Genomic DNA, 19,654 nt, shown 5'->3' with positions numbered 1-19,654 from the left:
TCCTCTATTTGTGTGAAAGGCTCGATTCGGCAAACGCTTCCCTGAGCAGCACGCACGTCCGGAGACGATCTGCAAATCGCTTCACGGCCAACGTGATGAGCAGCTCATCCACTTCGTACTTTTTCTGCAGGGCGAGCAGTTTCCGGCGGACCGTTTCCCGGGAGCCGCAGATGAGGTTGGCTTCCTTTACTTCGATGGTGTACCTCTCATCCGACTGCCGCCCGTACGATTCCGCCGCTTCGACGCTGCTCACCGTCAGCGTTCTTCCGCTTTCCAGATGAATTTTCACATTCTTCACATCAGCCGCCAGCGCTCCGGCTTCCTCATCCGTATCCGCCACAATGACACCGAGGGCAAGAATGGCCAGCGGGCGGGCAGCTTTCCGGGTGTCGAATCGGTTCCGGTATGTGTCAAAAGCCTGCTGGATGACGGTTTCGTCGCCGTTGATGAACTGCGCAAACACGTAGGGCAGTCCCTGCTGCGCCGCCAACTCTGCACTGGAGGGAGTGGTTCCCAACACGTACAGATCCACAGGCTGCTGCGGGATGGGAACGGCCCGCAAGCCGTAAAGCGGATGGGCCGGGTCCAATCGGCCACTCAGGTACTGCTCCAATTCCGCCAATTTCTCCGCCAGCGATCTGGTATGACCGCCGTCCTGCTGCAGTGCTCTGGTGGACAAGGGAAGTCCCCCCGGCGCTCTGCCGATTCCCAGGTCGATCCTCCCCGGCGCCAGCGCCGCCAGCACATGAAAGTTTTCCGCCACCTTGTACGGACTGTAATGCTGCAGCATGACACCGCCCGACCCCAGGCGGATCCGGTCCGTCTTCGCCGCCAGGTATGCGAGGAGCACCTCGGGTGAAGACCCGACCACGTCATCGGAGTTGTGGTGTTCCGATACCCAAAAGCGGTAGTATCCCAGTTCTTCCGCTTTCCGGGCCAGTTCAACCGTGTGCCGGAAAGCCTCTTCCGCCGTTTCTCCCGTATCCAGCGGACTTTGATCCAGAATGCTGATCCGAATTCCCATCGTACACCCCTCCCGGAAGCATGGAGATGCCAATTCATAGTAATCACATTTGTTTAGTCTGTTTTATTTTTTACACACTCTACCACCTGCGTTTTTCACCGTCAACCGGCTTCATAATCAGGTTTTTCTATCGGCACATCGAAACATTCAATGAAACATCCGATGCCGCATCCGCCGCCCCAACGTCCCACGGGATCTCTGCAAACAGTTTTCGAATCCCGGCTCCTTCCCCTTTCAAGGAGATGAGGTTGGTGCGCAGCGAGAGGCTTGCCAGGGACGGAATGCGGATCGGAAACAGCCGCCTGTCCTGCACTTCCTTTCGAACGCACAGGTCCGGCAAAAAACCGATGCCCATCCCTTTGGCGATACATTTCTTGGCGGCTTCCAGGTTGTCGATGTACACATCGATCACGGGCGGCCGATGCAGGGTTTCGAACAGACGGTGCAGCTTGATCCAGTCAAGCGAGCCGCACTCAAAAAACACCAGCGACTGCCCGCCCACCTCTTCCATGGTGCTCGGAGGCTGTTCGATGAACCGATGCCCCTGATGCACATAGAGGCGGATCGGGTCTTCATAGAACATGACGGAATCCACAAGCGGATGGCTGATATTCCGCACCAGCCCCACATCGATCTCCTTTTGCAGCACCTTTTCCAGAATCGTTTCGGTGGAGGCCGTCACCAGCTTGATCCGCAAGCCGGGATATTGTTGTTTCAGACGGGGGAGGATCTCCGGGATGATGTAAGCGGAAACCGAGGCCGTGCAGCCGATCCTCAGTTCGTCGAGCGTGGTCTGGTTTCGCTGCAGATGCTGCTTCCCTTTTTTGTACGATTGGAGGATTTGCTGCGCGTACGGCAGAAACTGCTTTCCTTTCTCCGTCAGGGAAACGTTTCTCCCGTCCCGCTGAAACAGCTTCACGTCCAGTTCACGTTCGAGCGACTGGATGCGGGCGGTAATGGATGGCTGCGACAAAAACAGCGCATCCGCCGCTTTGTTGAAGCTGTTGAAGTGAACGACGTATACGAACGCTTCGAGGTTCTCAATGTTCATCCGTTCCCCTCCTTCGTTCCCAAACCCCTTTGGCCTATTCCAAAATGGACACGATTTTGCCGATGGCGTTCACTCCGGTGCATGTCTCGGCGTTGAAATCCTCGATGCATATCGCCTCTGACACCATCAAGGGCTTTTCACTTACCATTGCTTGAAACTGTTCGTCACTCAAAAATTCATACGCATACCGGTGGAGATAGCGAATGCGCCAGACTTTTTTCCCGTGGAGAGACGCGAAGAAGCTCAACAGGTGCGGGCAGATTTCCGCTTCCGCCTGGAATACCTGATGGCAGGTCGGACAGAGATACTCCATGTGCATTCCCCCTGATTGCGATATGGATGGAGGATGAAAAAGGCTCCCGCACTTGCGCCTGGCAAGCAGTCGGGAGCCTTCAGTTGACTGATCGGCTGGTTATGGATTCAGTTTAATCTGATTATTCCTACTGGTCAAGTGTGAATTGAATGTGCTTGGCTGTTTCCGGCCATGTTTCCCTCGCGCTGCCGCACCCGTCATGAAAAAGCAGCCCCCCACCTCGCAAAGAAAACCGAGGCGGAGGGCCGCTTGGGACGGAGAAGGAAGCTGTCAGATGATGTGGTTCTCCTCCAGCTCCCGAATCGCGTCTTCCGAATAATTCAGTTCCCGGAGCACTTCCCTGGTGTGTTGGCCCAGGTAGGGGGCCGGGCGTCTGACTTGTCCCGGGGTTTTGGAAAACTTCGCGGGAAACCCCAGATTCACAATGGGGCCGGCAACCGGATGCTCATACTCGATGATCATCTCGCGCGCCCGGATATGCGGATCGTTCATGGTTTCGTCATACCGGTAGATGGGACCGGACGGAATGCCCGCCTTGTCCAGCTTTTCCAGCCAGTACTGGGACTCTTCGCGGATGATGATCTCCTGGATAATGGCTTCCAGTTCGTCCACATGCCGGATGCGGTCGCTGTTTGTGAGGAACCGGGGGTCTTCCATCAACTCCGGCCGGTCAATGACGTCCTGGCAAAAACGCTCCCACAGCTTTTGATTGGCCGCGCCGATCAGAATGTGCCCGTTTTTGGTCCGGAACCCTTGATAGGGGGCGGAGACGCGGTGAGCCGACCCGTTCGGCCCGGACACTTCCCCCGCCCCGAAATAGGCGGCCGCTTCCCATACCGTCCACGCCAGTCCCGAATCAACCAGCGACAAATCAATGTACTGGCCTTCACCTGTCCTAATCTTGTGGACATACGCCGCCAAAATCGAGTAGAGCGCGGTAACGCCCGCCGCGATGTCGTGGATGGCGATGCCGCTTTTGACGGGTCTGCCGCCTTTTTCACCCGTCATGCTCATGATCCCCGACAGGCCCTGTGCCATAATGTCAAACCCGCCTTTGTGGCTGTACGGCCCCGTTTGTCCGTATCCGGAGATCGAGCAGTAGATCAGGCCGGGGTTGACGGCTCGCAGGGTTTCAAAATCAATCCCCAGCTTGCGGGTCGTGCCGGGCCGAAAGTTCTCGATAAAGACATCGGCCGTTTTGACAAGGTCATACAGGATGGCGCGGCCCGCTTCTTCCTTGATGTTCAAGCGGATTCCCCGCTTGTTCCGGTTCACCATCATGTAGCAGTAGCTCTCATCGTTCACGAACGGTCTCATCGTCCGGGTGTCGTCCCCGTCGGGATACTTCTCCACCTTGATCACGTCGGCTCCCAGATCCCCCAGCACCATCGTGCAGTAGGGACCGGCAAGCACCTGCGTCAGATCAACGACTCTCATGTTTTGCAACGCTTGCTGCATGTTGGACGCCTCCCGCAGTGGATTACAGGCGAGTGAGAATGCCGCGGTTCAGGTCGCTGACGGATTTGCTGCCGGACAAGGCCAGTGACACGTCCAACTCGCTGATCAGCGTATCGATGACGCGCGCTACCCCTTTTTCCCCCGCAACAGCCAGGCCGTACAGGAACGGGCGTCCAATCAGGACGGCATTCGCTCCCAGCGCGAGCGCCTTGATGATGTCCGCTCCCGTGCGAATCCCGCTGTCCAGCAGGAGAGGGATTCGTCCCCCCACCGCTTCCACAATGGGCGGCAGCGCATCGAGGCTGGAGATGGCTCCGTCCAACTGCCGTCCCCCGTGATTGGAGACGATAAGGCCGTCGACTCCATGCTCGACGGCCAGCTTCGCATCTTCGGGATGCAGAATGCCTTTGAGCAAAATCGGCAGGCGGGTCTGCTGCCGCAAAAAGCGAATGTCCTCCCAGCTCAATGCCGGGTGATAGATATTGCGGAGAATTTCCTGCACGGCGGACTCTTCGTTGACGACCGGCAGCCGGGAGCAGAAGACCGGGTCGTTGATGTAGTTGGCCAGCCCTTTGCCTTCCTTGAGCGGCGAATACCCGTTCCGGAAATCCCGCCGCTTCCATCCGAGCATGATCGTGTCGACGGTCAGCACAATGGCACCGTACCCGGCCGCTTCCGCCCGCCGCACCATGCTGGCGGACACCTCCCGGTCATTGGACCAGTAGAGCTGGAACCAGCGGGGCGCATCCCCCATGGTCTCGGCGATCTGCTCCAACGAATAGGTGGACACGGTGCTGACGATGAACGGAACCCCATGGGCAGCCGCCGCCCGGGCAGTCGCAAGCTCCCCCTCCGGATGGGCGATGCCCTGCATGCCGATCGGGGCCAGCAGAATGGGCGTGTCCAGGTGTTGATCAAAGAGTGTGATGCTCAGCGTGCGGTCGGACACGTCCCGGAGCATTCTCGGCACGATGGCCCACCGCTGAAACGCGGTGCGGTTGGCCGCAAGCGTCTCCTCGGCTCCCGATCCGCCGCAGATGTAATCGAACGGTCCGTCGGGCAGTATCGCTCGTGCCCGCTGTTCCCAATCCTCGCTCGAGATGGGCAGTGACTGCGTGTCCTTGTCGATTTTGGTAAACAGTGCGGTTGCCGTCCGTTTTTCTGCTTCCACCATTTGCTGTTCGCTTCCTTTCCCATTACGAAAATCGCGGTTTTCTTTTCTCCAAAAACGCCTGTACGCCTTCCCGGTAATCCTCCGAGTGAAACGATTCCAGTACCATCTGCGCCAGCTCCGGACTTTCCTCGATATGGCCGTCCAGAATCGCCTGCACCATTTTTTTGGTTCCGCGTATGGACACCTGGGAGCGCTCCGTCAGCAGGCGGGCAAATGCGTAGGTCTGCCCGACGATCTCATCCTGCGAATAAATGCGATCAACCAGGCCGATCCGGTAGGCTTCGTGCGCATCCAGCGATCTGGCCGTGTAGAGGATCTCCTTGGTCCTGGAGGGACCGACGAGATCCACCAGACGCTTGGTGCTGGTCAGATTGTACACAATCCCCAGCTTGGCCGGCGTAATGGCGAAGACGCCGTCCTCCGAGCTGAAGCGAAAATCGCACGAGAGCGCAATATCCAGCCCGCCGCCGACCGCGTACTTTTGGATCATGGCAATGGTTGGCTTGGGAAAGCGGTGCAGCCGGTCCACCGCTCCCATGGACTGGTCGTTGTAGCGTTTCGCCTGTTCCGGGGAAAACCGATTGGATACAAACTCGCTGATATCCGCTCCCGCGGAAAAGGCGGTGTCATCCACCCCGCGAATGACCACCACTTTAGTCTCCCGGTCCTCCTCCAACTGCTGCAGCAGCGTGGACAAGGTGCCCCACATCTCCAGATTGAGGGCATTCCGCTTTTCCGGCCGATTCAGCACAATCGTCGCGACGGCCCCTTCCTTTTCCACAAACAGATGCTGTTCTCCCACATCGCTCGCTCCTTTCGCACGTGCCGTCAGTCTTTCTTGTATTTCGCCGCCATCCGGTTGCCGATGGTCTGCAAGCCCTGTACGAGGAGTATCAGGATGAACACGGTGACGTACATGACATCCACTTCGTAACGCAAATGCCCGAAGCGGTACGCCAGATCACCCAGCCCCCCGGCGCCGACCAGACCCGCCATGGCCGTGGCGCCGACCAGGCTGATCACCGCGATGGTCAGGCCCAACACGATGGAGGGACGGGCTTCCCGAAGCAGCACGTGCCAAATGATGTCCCGCGTCCGGATGCCCATCGACTTGTACGCTTCGACCACGCCGCTGTCCACCTCCAGCAAGGCGCTTTCCATCAGGCGGGCAATGGACGGCGCGGAATGCACGATCAACGGGACAATCGCCCCTTTTACCCCAATCGTTGTTCCCACCACCAGCTTGGTAAACGGCAGGATGAAGAACAGCAGGATGATAAAGGGGATGGACCGGATGACGTTGATCACGACGTTCAGGAGCTGATAGACAAACCGATTCTCCCATGCGTTTCCCGGTCGGGTGAGGATCAGCAGCACACCCATGGGCAGGCCGATCAATACGGAGAACAGCAGGGATACGGACACCATTTGAAAGGTTTGCACCACGGATTCCCCGATAATGGGGAGGCGTTCCTGGACAAATTCTTGCAGATCAGACATGGCCCCTCTCCATCTCCTCCACGTTTACTCCTTGTTCCTCCAGGAAGGCAATCGCCTTCTTCGTCTCCTCGCCCTCTCCCTGCAGATGGACCACCAGCGACCCGATCTTCTCCTGCTTCAACTGGATGATTCCTCCGGCCAGGATATTGGGAGAAACGTCAAACTTCCTGCTGACCGCTGCCAGCACCGGCTTCCCGGTGCTTTCCCCCACAAAGGAGAGTCGGACCACGGGCCCGGTCTCCCGGAGTTCCCTGAGCAGGGACGGGGGCAGCTCCCGGTGATAGGTCCCGTTGACGAACCGTTTGGTGGTGCTGTGTCTGGCATTGGTGAAGATGTCCACCGTTCTCCCCTGTTCAATCACTTCTCCCTTTTCCATCACCGCCACTCGGTCGCAGATCTTCTGGATCACGTTCATCTCATGGGTAATCAGGAGAATCGTGATCCCCAGTTCCTGATTGATCGTGAGGAGAAGTTCCAGAATCGACTCGGTGGTTTCCGGGTCCAGCGCACTGGTCGCCTCATCGCTGAGCAGCAGTTCCGGCTCCTGCGCCAACGCGCGGGCAATGGCCACCCGCTGCTTTTGTCCCCCGGAAAGTTGGCTGGGGTAGGCGTCGTGCTTGTCTTCCAATCCGACGATGCTCAGATACTTGCCCACACGCTTGTCGATTTCCTGTTGACCGACATCCATCAGGCGAAGCGGGATCGCGATGTTGTCGTAGACCGTAGCTGTCTTCAGCAGGTGAAACCCTTGAAAAATCATCCCGATCTTTCGCCTGATCGCAAGGAGCTCGTGTTCGGGCAGACGGGTGACATCCGTGCCATTGATTTCAACCGTCCCGGACGTCGGGGTCTCCAGCAGATTGACACATCGGATCAACGTGCTTTTGCCTGCGCCGCTGTACCCGATTACTCCGAAGATTTCCCCTTTTTCCACTTCGAGCGAGACATTGGTAAGCGCACGAACGATGCCTTTTCCGTATGAAAATGTTTGGACACGTTTGTCAGCTTGATCACGCTTGCACTGTACCTCCCTGTTCCGTCCCCCCGGAAAACCCGTCCCCGTCGGTGCCGCGCAGCACCATCCGGTGCAAGAAAGGAAGCTTCACCGAAATGAAGCTTCACGGGCGGCCCGGGATTCTACCACAACGGAATAACCGATCCCTGGAACGTTTCTTCGACGAATGCTTTCACCTCGTCGGAGCGGTACGCTTTCACCAGTTTTTGCACCACGGGATCATCCTTGTTTTCGGTCCGGACCACAATGACGTTATGATGCTTGGACTCTTTCTGCTCGAGGAAGATGGCATCGCGCCCCGGATTGAGATTGTTCTTCAGCGCATAGCTGGTGTTGATGGCGGCGGCAGTCAGGTCGTCCAACTGCTTCGCGATTTGCGCGGCGTCCAGCTCGACAAACTCCAGCTTGCGCGGATTTTCCGCAATGTCCAGCACAGTCGCTTCCCCTTCGATGCCATCCTTGAGCTTGATCAGTCCGGCGCTTTGGAAGAGATGCAGCGCCCGGTCGCAGTTCGTCGGATCGTTCGGCAGGCCAATTTTATCGCCTTCTTTGATCTCGGAAATGTCTTTCACTTTTTTGGAATACATGCCCATGGGATTCAGGACGGTTTCTCCCACAGCGGTCAGGTCCGCGTTGTGCTCTCGCTTGTAGGTTTCGAGGAAGGGGATGGTTTGATAGCTGTTGGCGTCGATCTCCCCTTCCACCAGGGCAACATTGGGCATTTGAAAATCGGAAAACGCCTTGATTTCCACTTCCACGCCGTCTTTTGCCGCCACTTCCTTTACTTTTTCCATAATCTGTTCGTGCAGGCCGGACGTAACCCCCACGACGATTTTCTTCTCATCCAGTGCACCGCCCGTTTTTCCGCCGCATGCGGCCAACGCCAGAACGAGCAGGCCGGAAGCAAGTCCACCCAGAATCTTTTTCATGTTGTCCCCCTCCATATACATACTATTTCTATGCGCATACTATGAATTACATTTACACCCAATTATGGGTTTGTGAGGAAATTCACAATCTTCATCAAGTAAATTCAGAAAATAATATACTATAGGCAGTATATCCTAGTCAACCACTATGTTTTATGGGAGTACCATGCCATTGTACATCCCCCATGAATCACCTGTGCAATCGGGCAGCCAGACGAATCAGCCCCTGGTCCTGCCTGCCGGCAAAACCAAGGGCTGCGCATGGTCTGTCTTATTCTTCATTGAACCGATCCAGCATCGAAATCGTGTCGATCAAATGGTTGTTAAAGATTTGCCGAGCGACGGCCAAGAGTTCGATAATCATGGGATCACGAAGCGAGTACGTCACCTTGTTTCCATCCTTGGTCCCGTACACGATGTTCTTGTTTCGCAAAATCGCGAGCTGCTGGGAAACCGCGGAGCCTTCGCTCCCGATCAACGCTTGCAGCTCATTGACGTTTTTGTCCCCTTCTGACAGCAGCTCCAGAATGCGAATCCGCAATGGATGCCCCAGAGCCTTGAAAAAATCTGCTTTGAACTGCTGCAGTTCCAAATTCAACGACCGATCCCCCCATTTTTCATTTTCCTCTCATGAAATACTGCCATGCGCCGCCGCTCTCCTCTTCGTATAGACGCCGTTCGTTTTCGCTCGTTACACCTGATGGGCCGGGTGCATGTCCGGGTTCGCCTGTTTCGGCGAAAGCTCAGGGTTCGACAAACCCGCACATTCCCGAAAGGCAAAATGCCGGCACCCTGCACAGCGGTTCTGATCCAGGCGGGCCAGGGCGAAATTGATCGCGTCCCCTGTGTGGTCGAAGAAATGCTGCTCGCCAATGTACGCATACAGTCCGGTACGCTTGAGGACTTCCCTGGGCTGGGATTGGATGCCCGAAATCAGCACCATCCCCCCGTTGTTTTTCCATGTTTTCACCACACTGGCCAATTTGGATTCACCCGTCGTATCCATGAACGGCACTTTTCCCATTCTGAGCAGCAAAATCTTCGGACGATGCTGAAGGGTGCGCATCACGGATTGTTCAAACGTGGATGCCGCACCGAAAAAGAGCGCTCCTTCCACGGTGAAGATGCTGATTTGCGGACAATCGTGCCCTTCCGTGACCATGTGCGGCCTTACCTTTGCATGTTTCGAAGACGGATCGGGCAGCACCTTGTGTACCGTGATGAGTTCGCCCATCCGCTTCACGAACAGGATCACCGCAAGGATCAACCCGATTTCCACAGCGGTTGTCAGGTTGGTAAACACCGTGAGCAGAAACGTAACCAGCAGCACGACGGAATCGCTGGTCTTTGACTGGAGAACGTGGAAAAATTCCCTGCGTTCGCTCATGTTCCAGGCGACGACCATCAGAATGGGAGCCATGCTGGCCAGCGGAATGTGCGAGGCGTACGGAGCAAACAGCATCAGCACGAGCAGTACCACCAGTCCATGAATGATCCCCGCCATCGGGGACACCGCCCCGTTTTTGATGTTCGTCGCCGTTCGAGCGATGGCTCCGGTCGCCGGAATGCCTCCGAACAAGGGAGCCGCCATATTGGCGATGCCTTGACCGATCAGCTCCCGATTGCTGTTGTGCCGCGTGCCGGTCATCCCGTCCGCCACAACGGCGGATAACAGGGATTCGATACCGCCCAGCATCGCAATCGTGAAGGCGGGAACCAGCAGCTGCCCGATTCGTTCCAGCGTCACGTCAGGGAAGTGAAAGCTCGGCAGCGTGCTGGGGATGGGGCCAAACGTGGAACCGATGGTCGCCACTTTCCCCTCAAACAATAATGCGGCAACGACACTCGATATGACAAGTCCCGCCAGCGATCCGGGAACGTTTGGGAACAGCCGCGGCGTAATCAGGATGACGGCCAGGCATATGCCGGCCGTGATTACGCTGTAGACGTTCACCGTGGACAAGTGCATCCCGATTTCCTTCATGTTGGAAAGAAAATCCTCATGTTTCTGAATATCGCGAAGGCCCAGGAAATTGGCAATCTGTCCGCTAAAAATGATGACCGCGATCCCGGTGGTAAATCCGATGGTCACCGGGCGAGGAATAAAGCGGATCAGGCCTCCCATCCGGCAAAGCCCCATCAATACAAGCATGATCCCCGCCAAAAAACCGGCAATCAGCAGGTTTTCATATCCGTACTGCATGACAACCCCGAATAAAATGGGAATGAATGCGCCAGTGGGACCGCCAATCTGGAACCGGGAGCCTCCAAACATGGAAATGAGAATCCCGGCGATGATCGTGGTGTAGATGCCGTACTCCGGTTTCACCCCGGATGCAATGGCAAATGCCATCCCCAACGGAATGGCAATGATCCCCACAATCAATCCCGACAGGCAGTCTCTCCGGAATGACTCCGCGTTGTAACCCGCAAATCGTCCCGTCCACTTCATGTCTGCAACCCTTCTTCTCTTTGAATCTTTGATTATTTGAAGATACAAGAAATAACACACTCACTTTACACGCACGATGCACGTCTTGTCAATGGCGTCGTTTTGTTTCCGCTGCGGGACAGGCCGTACTCCCGGCGCTTGCCTCAGACGACTGCGCGCATCCGGCCGGATGCGGATGAAAGACAAACTCCCCCGCCTGCCATTGGCAGCGAGGGAGTTCGCATCAACGGTTATTCTGCCGGGGTTTGTGCGGCCACGACTTCCTTTTCGCAAAGATAAACCGCTTCGGCGTAGAGGCGCAGCGCCCCTTCCCACTGCTTCCGATAGTGTTCCCATTCCTGGTGATTGAAGGTGCTGCCTGTCAACAGGAAAAGGGGAATTCTCAGGTTCAGCAGGCGGCCGCTGACAAGAAATCGCGTCACGCCCGCCGGCATGACCTGCCCGGACGCAACGATTTTTTCGATTTCCTCGATGGTGCAAACAGGATAGCGCAGGCAGACGGTTCCTTCCTCCGGCAGGGAAACGCTGCCCCGCGCGACTCGCTGAACCGCGTATTTCCTGCTGTACGCACCGACAATCCGATGCCAGGCGTGCAGTTTTTCTGAGCGGTCATGCGATTTCTCCCTGGCGTACAGATAGAGCCGTTTCCCGCTCGGATACATCACCTCCGCCACCAACTGCTTGTGGCGCCGCTCGGCTTCCCAGCGCAGGGACGCATCATGCAGCAGCCCGTACAGCCATGTCCCCATCGGCACGAGATGATCCCAGGCCTCCAGTCGAAAGTCCGCAGGATCCACCACTTGCACCGGTATCCATCTGCAGCCCATCTGGCGCAGGGCTGCCGTCCGATGGGCGCCGTCCAGGATCAGGTATCTCCCGTCCTTCATCCGCATGGCCAGCGGCGGATGGCGCAGCACGCCGTCTTGGCAAAGAGCAGAGCAGGTGTCATCCAACCTCGCAGGTTCATGCTCTTCATGCAGGCAGATTCGTTCGGCTTCCATCACCTGTAACGAAGATAGTACATTCATCAATGTTTACCTCCTCCTGTCCCCGTCACGACCAGTCTTCGTCCAGAAACGGATGGCTGAGCTGCCAAGCCAGCGGCAGCCTTGATCAACGCGGTTCATGAGCGGTCCTCTTCCGCACGCGTTCTCTCCCGGTCTTTCCACGTGCGAAGCTGATGCCGGAGCGCTCGGAACGCAATGCCCCGCTCGTCACCCAGCACATAGGCCCGCACCCCTTTTTCCCACCACAGCGCCATGTCCTCTTCCGCGCGCGGGATGGCGCAGTACGGTACCCCATGGCGAACGGCGGCCGAGTGGATCCGGCGCAGGGCCGCTTTCACCGTATCCCCGCGCGTCTGCCACGGCACCCCGTACGATTGCGAGAGGTCGGCCGCTCCTTCCAGCACCATGTCGATACCGGAGACAGACAGGATGTCGTCAATCCGATCGACACCTTCCCTGCTCTCAATCATGGGGACGACCATGATTTCTGCATTGGCCCGCTCCATGTAAGCGACCAGGTCGTTCTTGCCAAACGCCCCGGGACGGCCACTGTTCAAACTCCTGCTTCCGAGCGGATAGTACCGGCTGAAACGGACGATGCTCTCCGCTTGTTCCCTGCTCTGGACATGCGGCACCACCACGCCCTGCGCGCCGCTGTCCAGAACGCGCAGAATCGTTCCCGGCCGGGAATCGGCCACGCGTACCAACGGGGTGAGATTGGCCGTTTCGGCAGCCCGGATCATGTTTTCCAGCGTCTCCGGATTGATGAGGACATGCTCGGTATCAATGATCACGAAATCAAACTCCGCACATCCGATCAGTTCGACCATGACAGGGGAGGGAATCGAGCAAAACAAGCCGTACACGGCTTTTCCTTCTTTCAGCTTGCGTTTCAGCGCGTTTTCCTTGAGCACTTCACACACTCTCCCTTCGCCGCGCGGTTACGCCAACCACGCCAAGGGATTGGACACGTTGTGAACCCGCAGCTCCGTGTCCGGGAACAAGCGGCGCTTTGCCAACTGCTCCACCTCGATCACGGGCGCAAACAGATCGAATGCGGCATAGCGTTCCGCCAGATGGGGAAAGCGTTGTTGATACGCTTCGATCACCTGGCGCACCAAGCCCCAGAACGTTTGCTCCGGGTAGCCGAATGCGTCCGCCATGAATAAGGCCAGCTCCCCCATATTAATGAAGAAAAAGGCGTCAAGCATGAAGTCGCGAACCGCTGCCAGGTTGTCCGTTTCGATGAAGGAATTGCGGTTGACCCGCGCATGGTATTCCGGTGTACCGAGCAGCGCCGGGCATTTGTCCGGCTGGGCCAGAAGTTTTTTGGAAAAACGGATGCCGTCGTGAAAGTCTTTCAGTGCGATTCGCTCCGGCATTCCCTCCCGATGAATAAGCACCATGTTCTGCGCGTGCGACTCCAGGGCGATTCCATGGGCGTACAGCATATGGACAATCGGCAGGACGCTCGATTCAAACAGCCTGGTCAACCACGCCTCCGCTCCGTATCGGCGAATCCACGGCTCGATCAACGGCCGACCGCTGTGATCGACCGAGCACAGACCGTTGAATGGCAGGGCCTCTTCCCCCTCCTCCAGCAAGCGGTGCAAACTCTCCCGCCAGATGCAGCTCAGAACGCCGTAGGTTTTGGACTGCACCACATCGGACAGGGCGGGACGATCGTAAGAAATCCCCATGATTTCGCGCAGCAGCACCACTCGTGCCTCATCGCGCAGGAACGGGTCTGCCATGACGAGCTCCCGCAGCCAGTCGGAAATGGCGGGCGCATTGGTTACCGTATGGGGCGCAAGGATGCGGCCGGTCGACGTATTGATGAGACTCATCGACAGCTTGACATACGATTTTTCCGGTGACGTATGGTTGGCCAGCGTTCGGATGGACTGCTGCGGCCGATAAGCGTCCTCGGATGCGCCCAAAAGCACCAGACGATTCTCCCGCACATCCTCCAGCAGCGCCGTGATGATGGTTTTCCACTGCCAGGGATGGACGGGCACAAACCAATAGTCGTCCGGATCAAGAGAGCGGCTCCTGAGCTTCTGGGCAAACCGAGCAAACAGCCGTTCTCCCAGCTCCTCGCGCAGAAAGCCCTGATACTCCAGGTCCCGTGCGATCGCAAGACGGGCATGCGTTTTCGCCACCGCCACCCAGAGCGGACGCAGCTCTCGTTTGAACTCGGGACCATACTCGTAGTGATCCTCGTAATCGAACCCGATTCTCGACTTGTAGCTGGGATGGTACGGATGACCGTCCATGATGTCGCCTTCCAGCTCGTCGTAACCGCCTGCCTGCAGCGCTCTTCCCTCCAGATGGCGCTGGTGCTGCGCCAGCGTGTCGTTGAGAAGCGTATGTTCCAGCTCGTTGATGAACGCCGTCAGTCGGCCTTCGTCAGCTCCCACCGACCGGCGAATCTCCAGGAGGAATTGAGCGAGTGATTCCGCTTCCCGGCAGTCGTCACCAGCCATGCGGATGATCGGCGTGTCGGACAGACGGATTCGTCCGAACGTAAATCGCCGCTGTCCCCGGCACACGTAGACAACCGGTTCGCCTGTTTCAGATTGGGCCGGGATGCGGAAAACCACTTCGCTGTCCGCTTCCTCCGTCTCGGCGGCAATCACGCCTTCGAAAAGCAGTGCCTCAAGCAGTTGGCGGAAAATTCGCCGCCGCACCTCCACAAACTGGTCTGACTGAATCGCCGCTTCCACGATGGATGCCCGGTCGGCGAAATCATGCCCCAACTCTACGCGTGTGTTATTCATACGTTCCCCCCAACATGTGCAAGCGGATTTGGTATGGTCACATACAACGGCTGTTCGCCGCGCTGATGAAAGCTGCTGATCAGGTTGGCTTTGGCAGGCAGTCCTTCATTCCGCATCAGATCGAGCAGGATGTCTTTGCCGTTTTGCAAGGCTGGCGATGTGTGGACAACCTCGGCCACGATCTTCCACAGAGCGGTTTCCTCCGTCGCCCCGCAGCAGGCCAGCGTGTGAATCAGATGGCCCAAATGATTGACCACGACGTAATACTTGAAACGATTCCACGCTTCTTCCTCCGTGTAGAGCACGGGACTGTCTTCCGCCAGCCGGTTTTGGAACATCGCCTGCTGGCGAGCGCGCGTACGCCCGATGCTGACCCCTTCCAGATCGCGGACGTAGAAATGAACCGGCCATCCGTCGCGAAGCGTGACCATCGAATTCTGGACGTGCGCTTCCATGCTGACGCCATGTTCCACAAACAGCCATAACAGCGGCACAAGGGACATCTCCAGATACTGTCTCAGCCATTTTTCCAACAGCTCGCTCCATGAGAGATGCGGGCATTGACGGGCGGCCATGCGCACCGCTTCGATGATCGGCGGCACTTCCGCGTGAGGCGGCTGTTCCAGCGCGGCAGCGACCACGATGGGCACCTCGTCGTCTTGAGGTGCGGTGATCGGATTCTCCCGGAAAATCACCCCGAAACTCTCCGTCAGTTTCTCCCGCTGTTCGGCAGTCACATGGGCGGGTGCAATCGTGCGATACCCCGCTTCCAGCAAAATCGTAAACGCGGAAAACGGCATGTGGTTGGCCAGAAACGCCAGCACGCGGCTGGCATCCATCGTTCGCTCCAATTGATCAAGCGGATTGACGCGGATGAAATGGGTGATGCGCACATTCAGCGGCAGCTTGAAAAAATAGGGGTGCCGCGGGTCCCACACCGTCCGGACAGACGATGTGGGGTAAACGTTCCCCCCGAGTGCTCCCAGGTCAACCAGCAGTCCGCTGTCCAGCAGGTCCTGCACGTCCCCCCATTGTTTCAGGTGGTTCGCCTGCCAGGGATGGCAGGGGATCAGCCGGTAATGATGCCGGGAAGGCCCCAACTGCTGTGCGGCCGCTTCCCGCACCACCGCAGGAATCCATGATTCGTCCGCCGCGTCGGGACCGACAGACGCTTCCCGCACGATTTCAGGCGCGCAGGCGAAGTAGTGCAGGACAAACGACGCTCCCATCTCCGGCGCGTACCTGCGCAGATCTTCTGCCGAAAAGCCTTGCGAACTCTTGGGAGCAGGATGAAACGGATGCCCGTACACGAGCGACTGCTCTGCCGCAGAAAAGCGTTCCGCACCCGACAACTGCGAGAAGGAGCGGCCTTCCCGAAGACTGCGTTCGACGTATGTGCGCGTCTTCTCCAGCGAGTTCTCCAGGTGGGACAAGAGCGTGTCGACCAGATCGGTTCGCGAGAGCGGAAGGGTCGCGGACGACGCGAGTTCATTCAGCAGCGCCTTGGCCAATTCACGGCAGTGGCCGATCCGCGTGACATCGGCAGTGTCGTTCCGGGCGATCCAAAACGAACGGCCGTAGCGATGATGGCCAAACGGCGAGTAATAGGAAACCGAACCCAGAAGGACAACTCCTGTCGCCTCCAGCACGACTTGCATCGGCGCACCCTGTCCGGTGATCTCCTCCAGAATCTCGGCAGGAAGGTCTCCCAGCCGGGGATCATCCGGGGACAGTCTGGGATCCGCTGCGCCCGTTTCACGCAGATACGCATTGAGCAGTCTCTCTGCCGCTGCTGTTTCAGCCCGTACGCGCCCGATATCGATCGACGCGTGAACGGTGTCAGAGATCGATTTGTTTGTCATCGTTCGTTCTCCACCTCATCATGATGGTTGTAAAGGACGGAGTGGACACGGCATGCCGGGTGCTTGCGACGAGCCAAACAGCCCCTGCCAAAAACGAGAACCCCATGATCGCAAATGTCCATTCCATGGGAAGATAGGCGGCAAATGCGGCCCCCCATAACGAGCCGGCAATTTGCCCCATGACGAGAACGGAATTGGAGATCCCTATGTTAACCCCCCTCTGTTTTTCATGGGACGCTTTGGCAACCACCAGGAAAATCGACGGAACCAGGGCGGCAAAGCAAAATCCCTGCAGGACGCGCAGCGGAATCAACCAGCCCACGCTCGCCGGGATGGCTTGCAGCATCACGCTTACGCCGCATCCCGCCAAGGCGGCGCACACGTTTTTTTCCACCTGGATCCGGTCGTTGCGACGCCCCCACCACAGGGAGCCGAACAATGTTGCGCCCCAGGTCACGGCCTGCAGCACGCCCACCCAACTGGCGGCGTACGCGGATCCGACCATTTCCTGCACACGGGGGGCAAACACCGTCACCAATCCAAACGCTCCGAATTGGGCCAGCATCCCCGCCACCAGGACATTTCGCATTCGGCGGTGCCGCAGCACGTTTCTCCACGCGTGTGGCAGCGACACGTTCTCCCGATGAGGGACGTGCATCTCCCGAGGTGGTTCCTTCAGCACCATCGCCGCCCCCAATCCGCAAAAACCAAGCAGCAGTGCTGTCGCCCACAAAATCGGCCGAAAGCCGAACACATCCGTCAACGTTCCGCCAACAAGCGGCCCCAAGAGGGAACCGGCCGCGGTAGCGCTCTGCAGGCTTCCCATCACGCGGCCCTCCGTTCCCTCTCTCGCCTGCGACCCGGTAAAGGCAGCGGCGGCATCCACCACCCCTCCGCACGCGCCCTGGAGCAGTCTCGCCAGGAAAAACTGCAGGGGGGTTTGGGCCAGACCCATCAATCCCAGACTGGCCGCAATCCCGATCAGCGCCCGGACGACCATCCACTTCCTTCCGAAGCGATCCCCGTACTTTCCCCAGACGGGGGAAGACAGCGACAGCGTCACGGCGGGAGCCGCCAGGGACAGCCCCGTCCATAACCCGTTTGCTTCGGGGGTCACCGCTCCCAGCTCCGCGAGATAAAAGGGCAGGAGGGGAACCATGACGGTCAAGCTGCAGATGGAGAAAAACTGGCCCGTCCACAGCATGCGAAAGTTTCGGTCAGCGAAGCTGGATGGATTCATCTTCGGCCCCTACACATTTCAGCGGATTTATCGTTGTCCCGACACCGGCGGGCATGCTGCCTCCGCCTGTTCCCGTTCGCTTCAAGAGCGGGGTCAGCAGCAGGCGGGTAGGCCATGTCTCGCTCTCCATCAACTGCTGCTGCAGTACGTCACGCACCGCAGACGGAACATCGATATGGGACAGGCACATGCCGATCACGCTTTTGATCTCCTGCCAGAACAGGGCTTCCTCGATGGCGTACGAGGCGGACAGCGCATCCGCGATGGCGTAAAGATTTACCTGCACCCCGAGCGTTTGAAAATACGAGAGCAGGTGGGCGGGTGTTTCGTTGATCAGGCTGTTGGGGGTACCCGGCTTGACCACGTACGCGGGATCAGCCAGGCCCTCCCGCTCCAGCCACGGGAGATGCACGCGAATCGTGTCATGGTCGCGCAGCAGCAAGCCGCAGGCCCGCTCATTCCGAATGATCACCAGGACGTTCTGGCCGTGAACTTCCGGCATGATTCCATACCGGAAGCACGTGAGCGTCGTCTCGATAAAGACCTGGGCAATCTCGCGAAACAGCGCCAGCACCTCGGTTTTGCGCGTCTGCACACCAAACCGCTTCGCCGCCCATTGGGCGAATACCGGATTTTCCCCGCTGCGATCCAGCACCGCCAGGGCAGACATGGGGATCAGGTCAACTTGCTCATCCTCGAGCAGATCTCGCGGATACTCCCGGATGAGGCAGGCGAGATGCCCCGGCTTGTCAGCAAACGGATCGCCGTCCGGTTCGGAATATCCCCACCAGTTGGACTCGTCGCACACACGCAGCCGTTTGTGCAGCAGGGCGTCTTTTTCGATGAGCTGCCTGAGCAAGGCCTGCCCCTTTTGTCCGTTGTGAAGGTAACGCGGCGGAAGCACGCGCAGTGCTCCAAGGGAATAGATGCCAATCGGCACCTTGACGTGGTATTGTTCATTTCCCGGGGCAGCCAGCGCGCGAACGGATGACGTGGCCCGAAACGCGCCCAACCCTCGAATGACCGGTACGCAAATCTTTCGGGCCATCTCGGTCTGGTAAAGCGACGGCAGCACATGCTCCATCTGCCAGGGGTGAACGGGGAGCAGTAGGTAATTCTCGTCGTCGATGCCGGCACGTGCGGCTGCCAGGCGAAGCGTCTCGCGTTCCGATTCATTCAGGATGAAGGCGGCCGCCTCCTGGCCTGTGCCCGCCTGGATATGATCACGCCGCACCGCGATCCAATCCAGGCCGAATGATTGGCCAAACTCCGGGCTGTACCGCTGATAGTCGTCGTCGTTCCACCCGCGTTTCGCCCGCGAAGTCGGATGAAAGGGCCGATCCCGAAGGGCGGAAAACCGCTCCATCTGCAGCAAGGGAGAATCGTACTCATTTCGTTTTATAGCATGCTCTCTCATGGCCGCAAGCGACAGCTCCGTATGCCGGACGGCATCGCTCAATTCGTCGAGAAAGTCGTGCACGTTGGTCAAGGCGGCGGCACGCTCCGCTTCGGATACGGAATCGGCAACGACGCGCATGAAGTCTGCCGGATGCAGCTCTTGCGCAGTCAGGCTGCCTTCCCGCTCCGTCAGCAGCACGACGGGCAATCGGCTGATCTTGTACGCTTGAAGAAAACGCCGCGGGAATACGCGAAACATCACCGTTCGCTGCCCATCCAGCGGGACATAATAGCAGCGTTCCCCTTCGTCCAGCGGGTACGGCCCGCTGCCCGATGCGTTCAGCCATGCGGACGACACGATCCCCTTTTCCCGAAATCCCAGCAGATTCTCGTGCAGCATCGCGTTGATCAGATCGCAAAACACCATGTGTTCCGCTTTCGTGGTAGCCAT

Annotated in this window: 16 protein-coding genes and 1 pseudogene; all 17 read right to left on the bottom strand. The window is 58.1% G+C overall.

What is annotated here, in order from left to right; all coding sequences use genetic code 11:
* Positions 1 to 4: 4 nt before the first annotated feature.
* The 17 genes and pseudogenes from M516_RS0112070 to M516_RS23380 all read right to left on the bottom strand — a co-directional run bounded on the left by M516_RS0112070 (position 5) and on the right by M516_RS23380 (position 19,654).
* Complete coding sequence (locus M516_RS0112070) at positions 5 to 1,024, bottom strand: LLM class flavin-dependent oxidoreductase (protein ID WP_029099343.1); 1,020 nt, start codon at positions 1,022 to 1,024, stop codon at positions 5 to 7.
* Between the two features lie 127 nt (positions 1,025 to 1,151).
* The gene (locus tag M516_RS23405) at positions 1,152 to 2,075 is read right to left on the bottom strand and encodes a LysR family transcriptional regulator (RefSeq protein WP_044900184.1); all 924 of its coding nucleotides are present in this window, start codon (positions 2,073 to 2,075) and stop codon (positions 1,152 to 1,154) included.
* A 34-nt stretch (positions 2,076 to 2,109) separates the two neighbouring features.
* Complete coding sequence (locus M516_RS0112060) at positions 2,110 to 2,388, bottom strand: hypothetical protein (RefSeq protein WP_231558699.1); 279 nt, start codon at positions 2,386 to 2,388, stop codon at positions 2,110 to 2,112.
* A gap of 270 nt (positions 2,389 to 2,658) precedes the next feature.
* Positions 2,659 to 3,846 carry a CaiB/BaiF CoA transferase family protein gene (locus tag M516_RS0112055; protein WP_029099341.1) on the bottom strand — a complete coding sequence of 396 codons (1,188 nt, stop codon included), beginning with the start codon at positions 3,844 to 3,846 and terminating at the stop codon, positions 2,659 to 2,661.
* Positions 3,847 to 3,868: 22 nt separating this feature from the next.
* The gene (locus M516_RS0112050) at positions 3,869 to 5,020 is read right to left on the bottom strand and encodes an alpha-hydroxy-acid oxidizing protein (protein WP_029099340.1); all 1,152 of its coding nucleotides are present in this window, start codon (positions 5,018 to 5,020) and stop codon (positions 3,869 to 3,871) included.
* 22 nt (positions 5,021 to 5,042) lie between these two features.
* Positions 5,043 to 5,822, bottom strand: coding sequence for an enoyl-CoA hydratase/isomerase family protein (locus M516_RS0112045; RefSeq protein WP_029099339.1), 780 nt, complete (start codon positions 5,820 to 5,822; stop codon positions 5,043 to 5,045).
* A 26-nt stretch (positions 5,823 to 5,848) separates the two neighbouring features.
* A complete protein-coding gene (locus M516_RS0112040; protein WP_044900181.1) occupies positions 5,849 to 6,520 on the bottom strand; it encodes a methionine ABC transporter permease in 672 nt (223 codons plus the stop codon).
* Positions 6,513 to 7,534, bottom strand: a pseudogene (locus tag M516_RS23400) (methionine ABC transporter ATP-binding protein). The gene M516_RS0112040 and the pseudogene M516_RS23400 overlap by 8 nt, the downstream one beginning before the upstream one ends.
* Before the next feature lie 123 nt (positions 7,535 to 7,657).
* Positions 7,658 to 8,464 (bottom strand): MetQ/NlpA family ABC transporter substrate-binding protein, encoded by an 807-nt coding sequence (locus M516_RS0112030; protein WP_029099337.1) that lies wholly within the window; start codon positions 8,462 to 8,464, stop codon positions 7,658 to 7,660.
* Positions 8,465 to 8,735: 271 nt separating this feature from the next.
* Complete coding sequence (locus M516_RS0112025) at positions 8,736 to 9,062, bottom strand: ArsR/SmtB family transcription factor (RefSeq protein ID WP_029099336.1); 327 nt, start codon at positions 9,060 to 9,062, stop codon at positions 8,736 to 8,738.
* Positions 9,063 to 9,155: 93 nt separating this feature from the next.
* The gene (locus M516_RS0112020; RefSeq protein ID WP_029099335.1) at positions 9,156 to 10,916 is read right to left on the bottom strand and encodes a SulP family inorganic anion transporter; all 1,761 of its coding nucleotides are present in this window, start codon (positions 10,914 to 10,916) and stop codon (positions 9,156 to 9,158) included.
* A gap of 230 nt (positions 10,917 to 11,146) precedes the next feature.
* A complete protein-coding gene (locus M516_RS23395; protein WP_081656529.1) occupies positions 11,147 to 11,944 on the bottom strand; it encodes a ParB N-terminal domain-containing protein in 798 nt (265 codons plus the stop codon).
* Positions 11,945 to 12,039: 95 nt separating this feature from the next.
* A complete protein-coding gene (locus tag M516_RS0112010) occupies positions 12,040 to 12,837 on the bottom strand; it encodes an HpcH/HpaI aldolase family protein (protein WP_029099334.1) in 798 nt (265 codons plus the stop codon).
* Positions 12,838 to 12,864: 27 nt separating this feature from the next.
* The gene (locus M516_RS0112005) at positions 12,865 to 14,703 is read right to left on the bottom strand and encodes an IucA/IucC family protein (RefSeq protein ID WP_051188207.1); all 1,839 of its coding nucleotides are present in this window, start codon (positions 14,701 to 14,703) and stop codon (positions 12,865 to 12,867) included.
* Positions 14,700 to 16,565 (bottom strand): IucA/IucC family protein, encoded by a 1,866-nt coding sequence (locus M516_RS23390; protein WP_051188206.1) that lies wholly within the window; start codon positions 16,563 to 16,565, stop codon positions 14,700 to 14,702. Before M516_RS23390 ends, M516_RS0112005 begins: the two co-directional genes overlap by 4 nt.
* Positions 16,543 to 17,805: an MFS transporter gene (locus M516_RS23385; RefSeq protein ID WP_051188205.1), complete on the bottom strand. Its 1,263-nt coding sequence runs from the start codon at positions 17,803 to 17,805 to the stop codon at positions 16,543 to 16,545. The genes M516_RS23390 and M516_RS23385 overlap by 23 nt, the downstream gene beginning before the upstream one ends.
* Positions 17,783 to 19,654: an IucA/IucC family protein gene (locus tag M516_RS23380; RefSeq protein ID WP_029099332.1), complete on the bottom strand. Its 1,872-nt coding sequence runs from the start codon at positions 19,652 to 19,654 to the stop codon at positions 17,783 to 17,785. Before M516_RS23380 ends, M516_RS23385 begins: the two co-directional genes overlap by 23 nt.

The sequence above is a fragment of the Brevibacillus thermoruber 423 genome (genome assembly GCF_000454065.1).
In the GTDB taxonomy this organism is placed as follows: domain Bacteria; phylum Bacillota; class Bacilli; order Brevibacillales; family Brevibacillaceae; genus Brevibacillus; species Brevibacillus thermoruber.
This window is presented reverse-complemented; position numbering and strand designations above follow the sequence as displayed.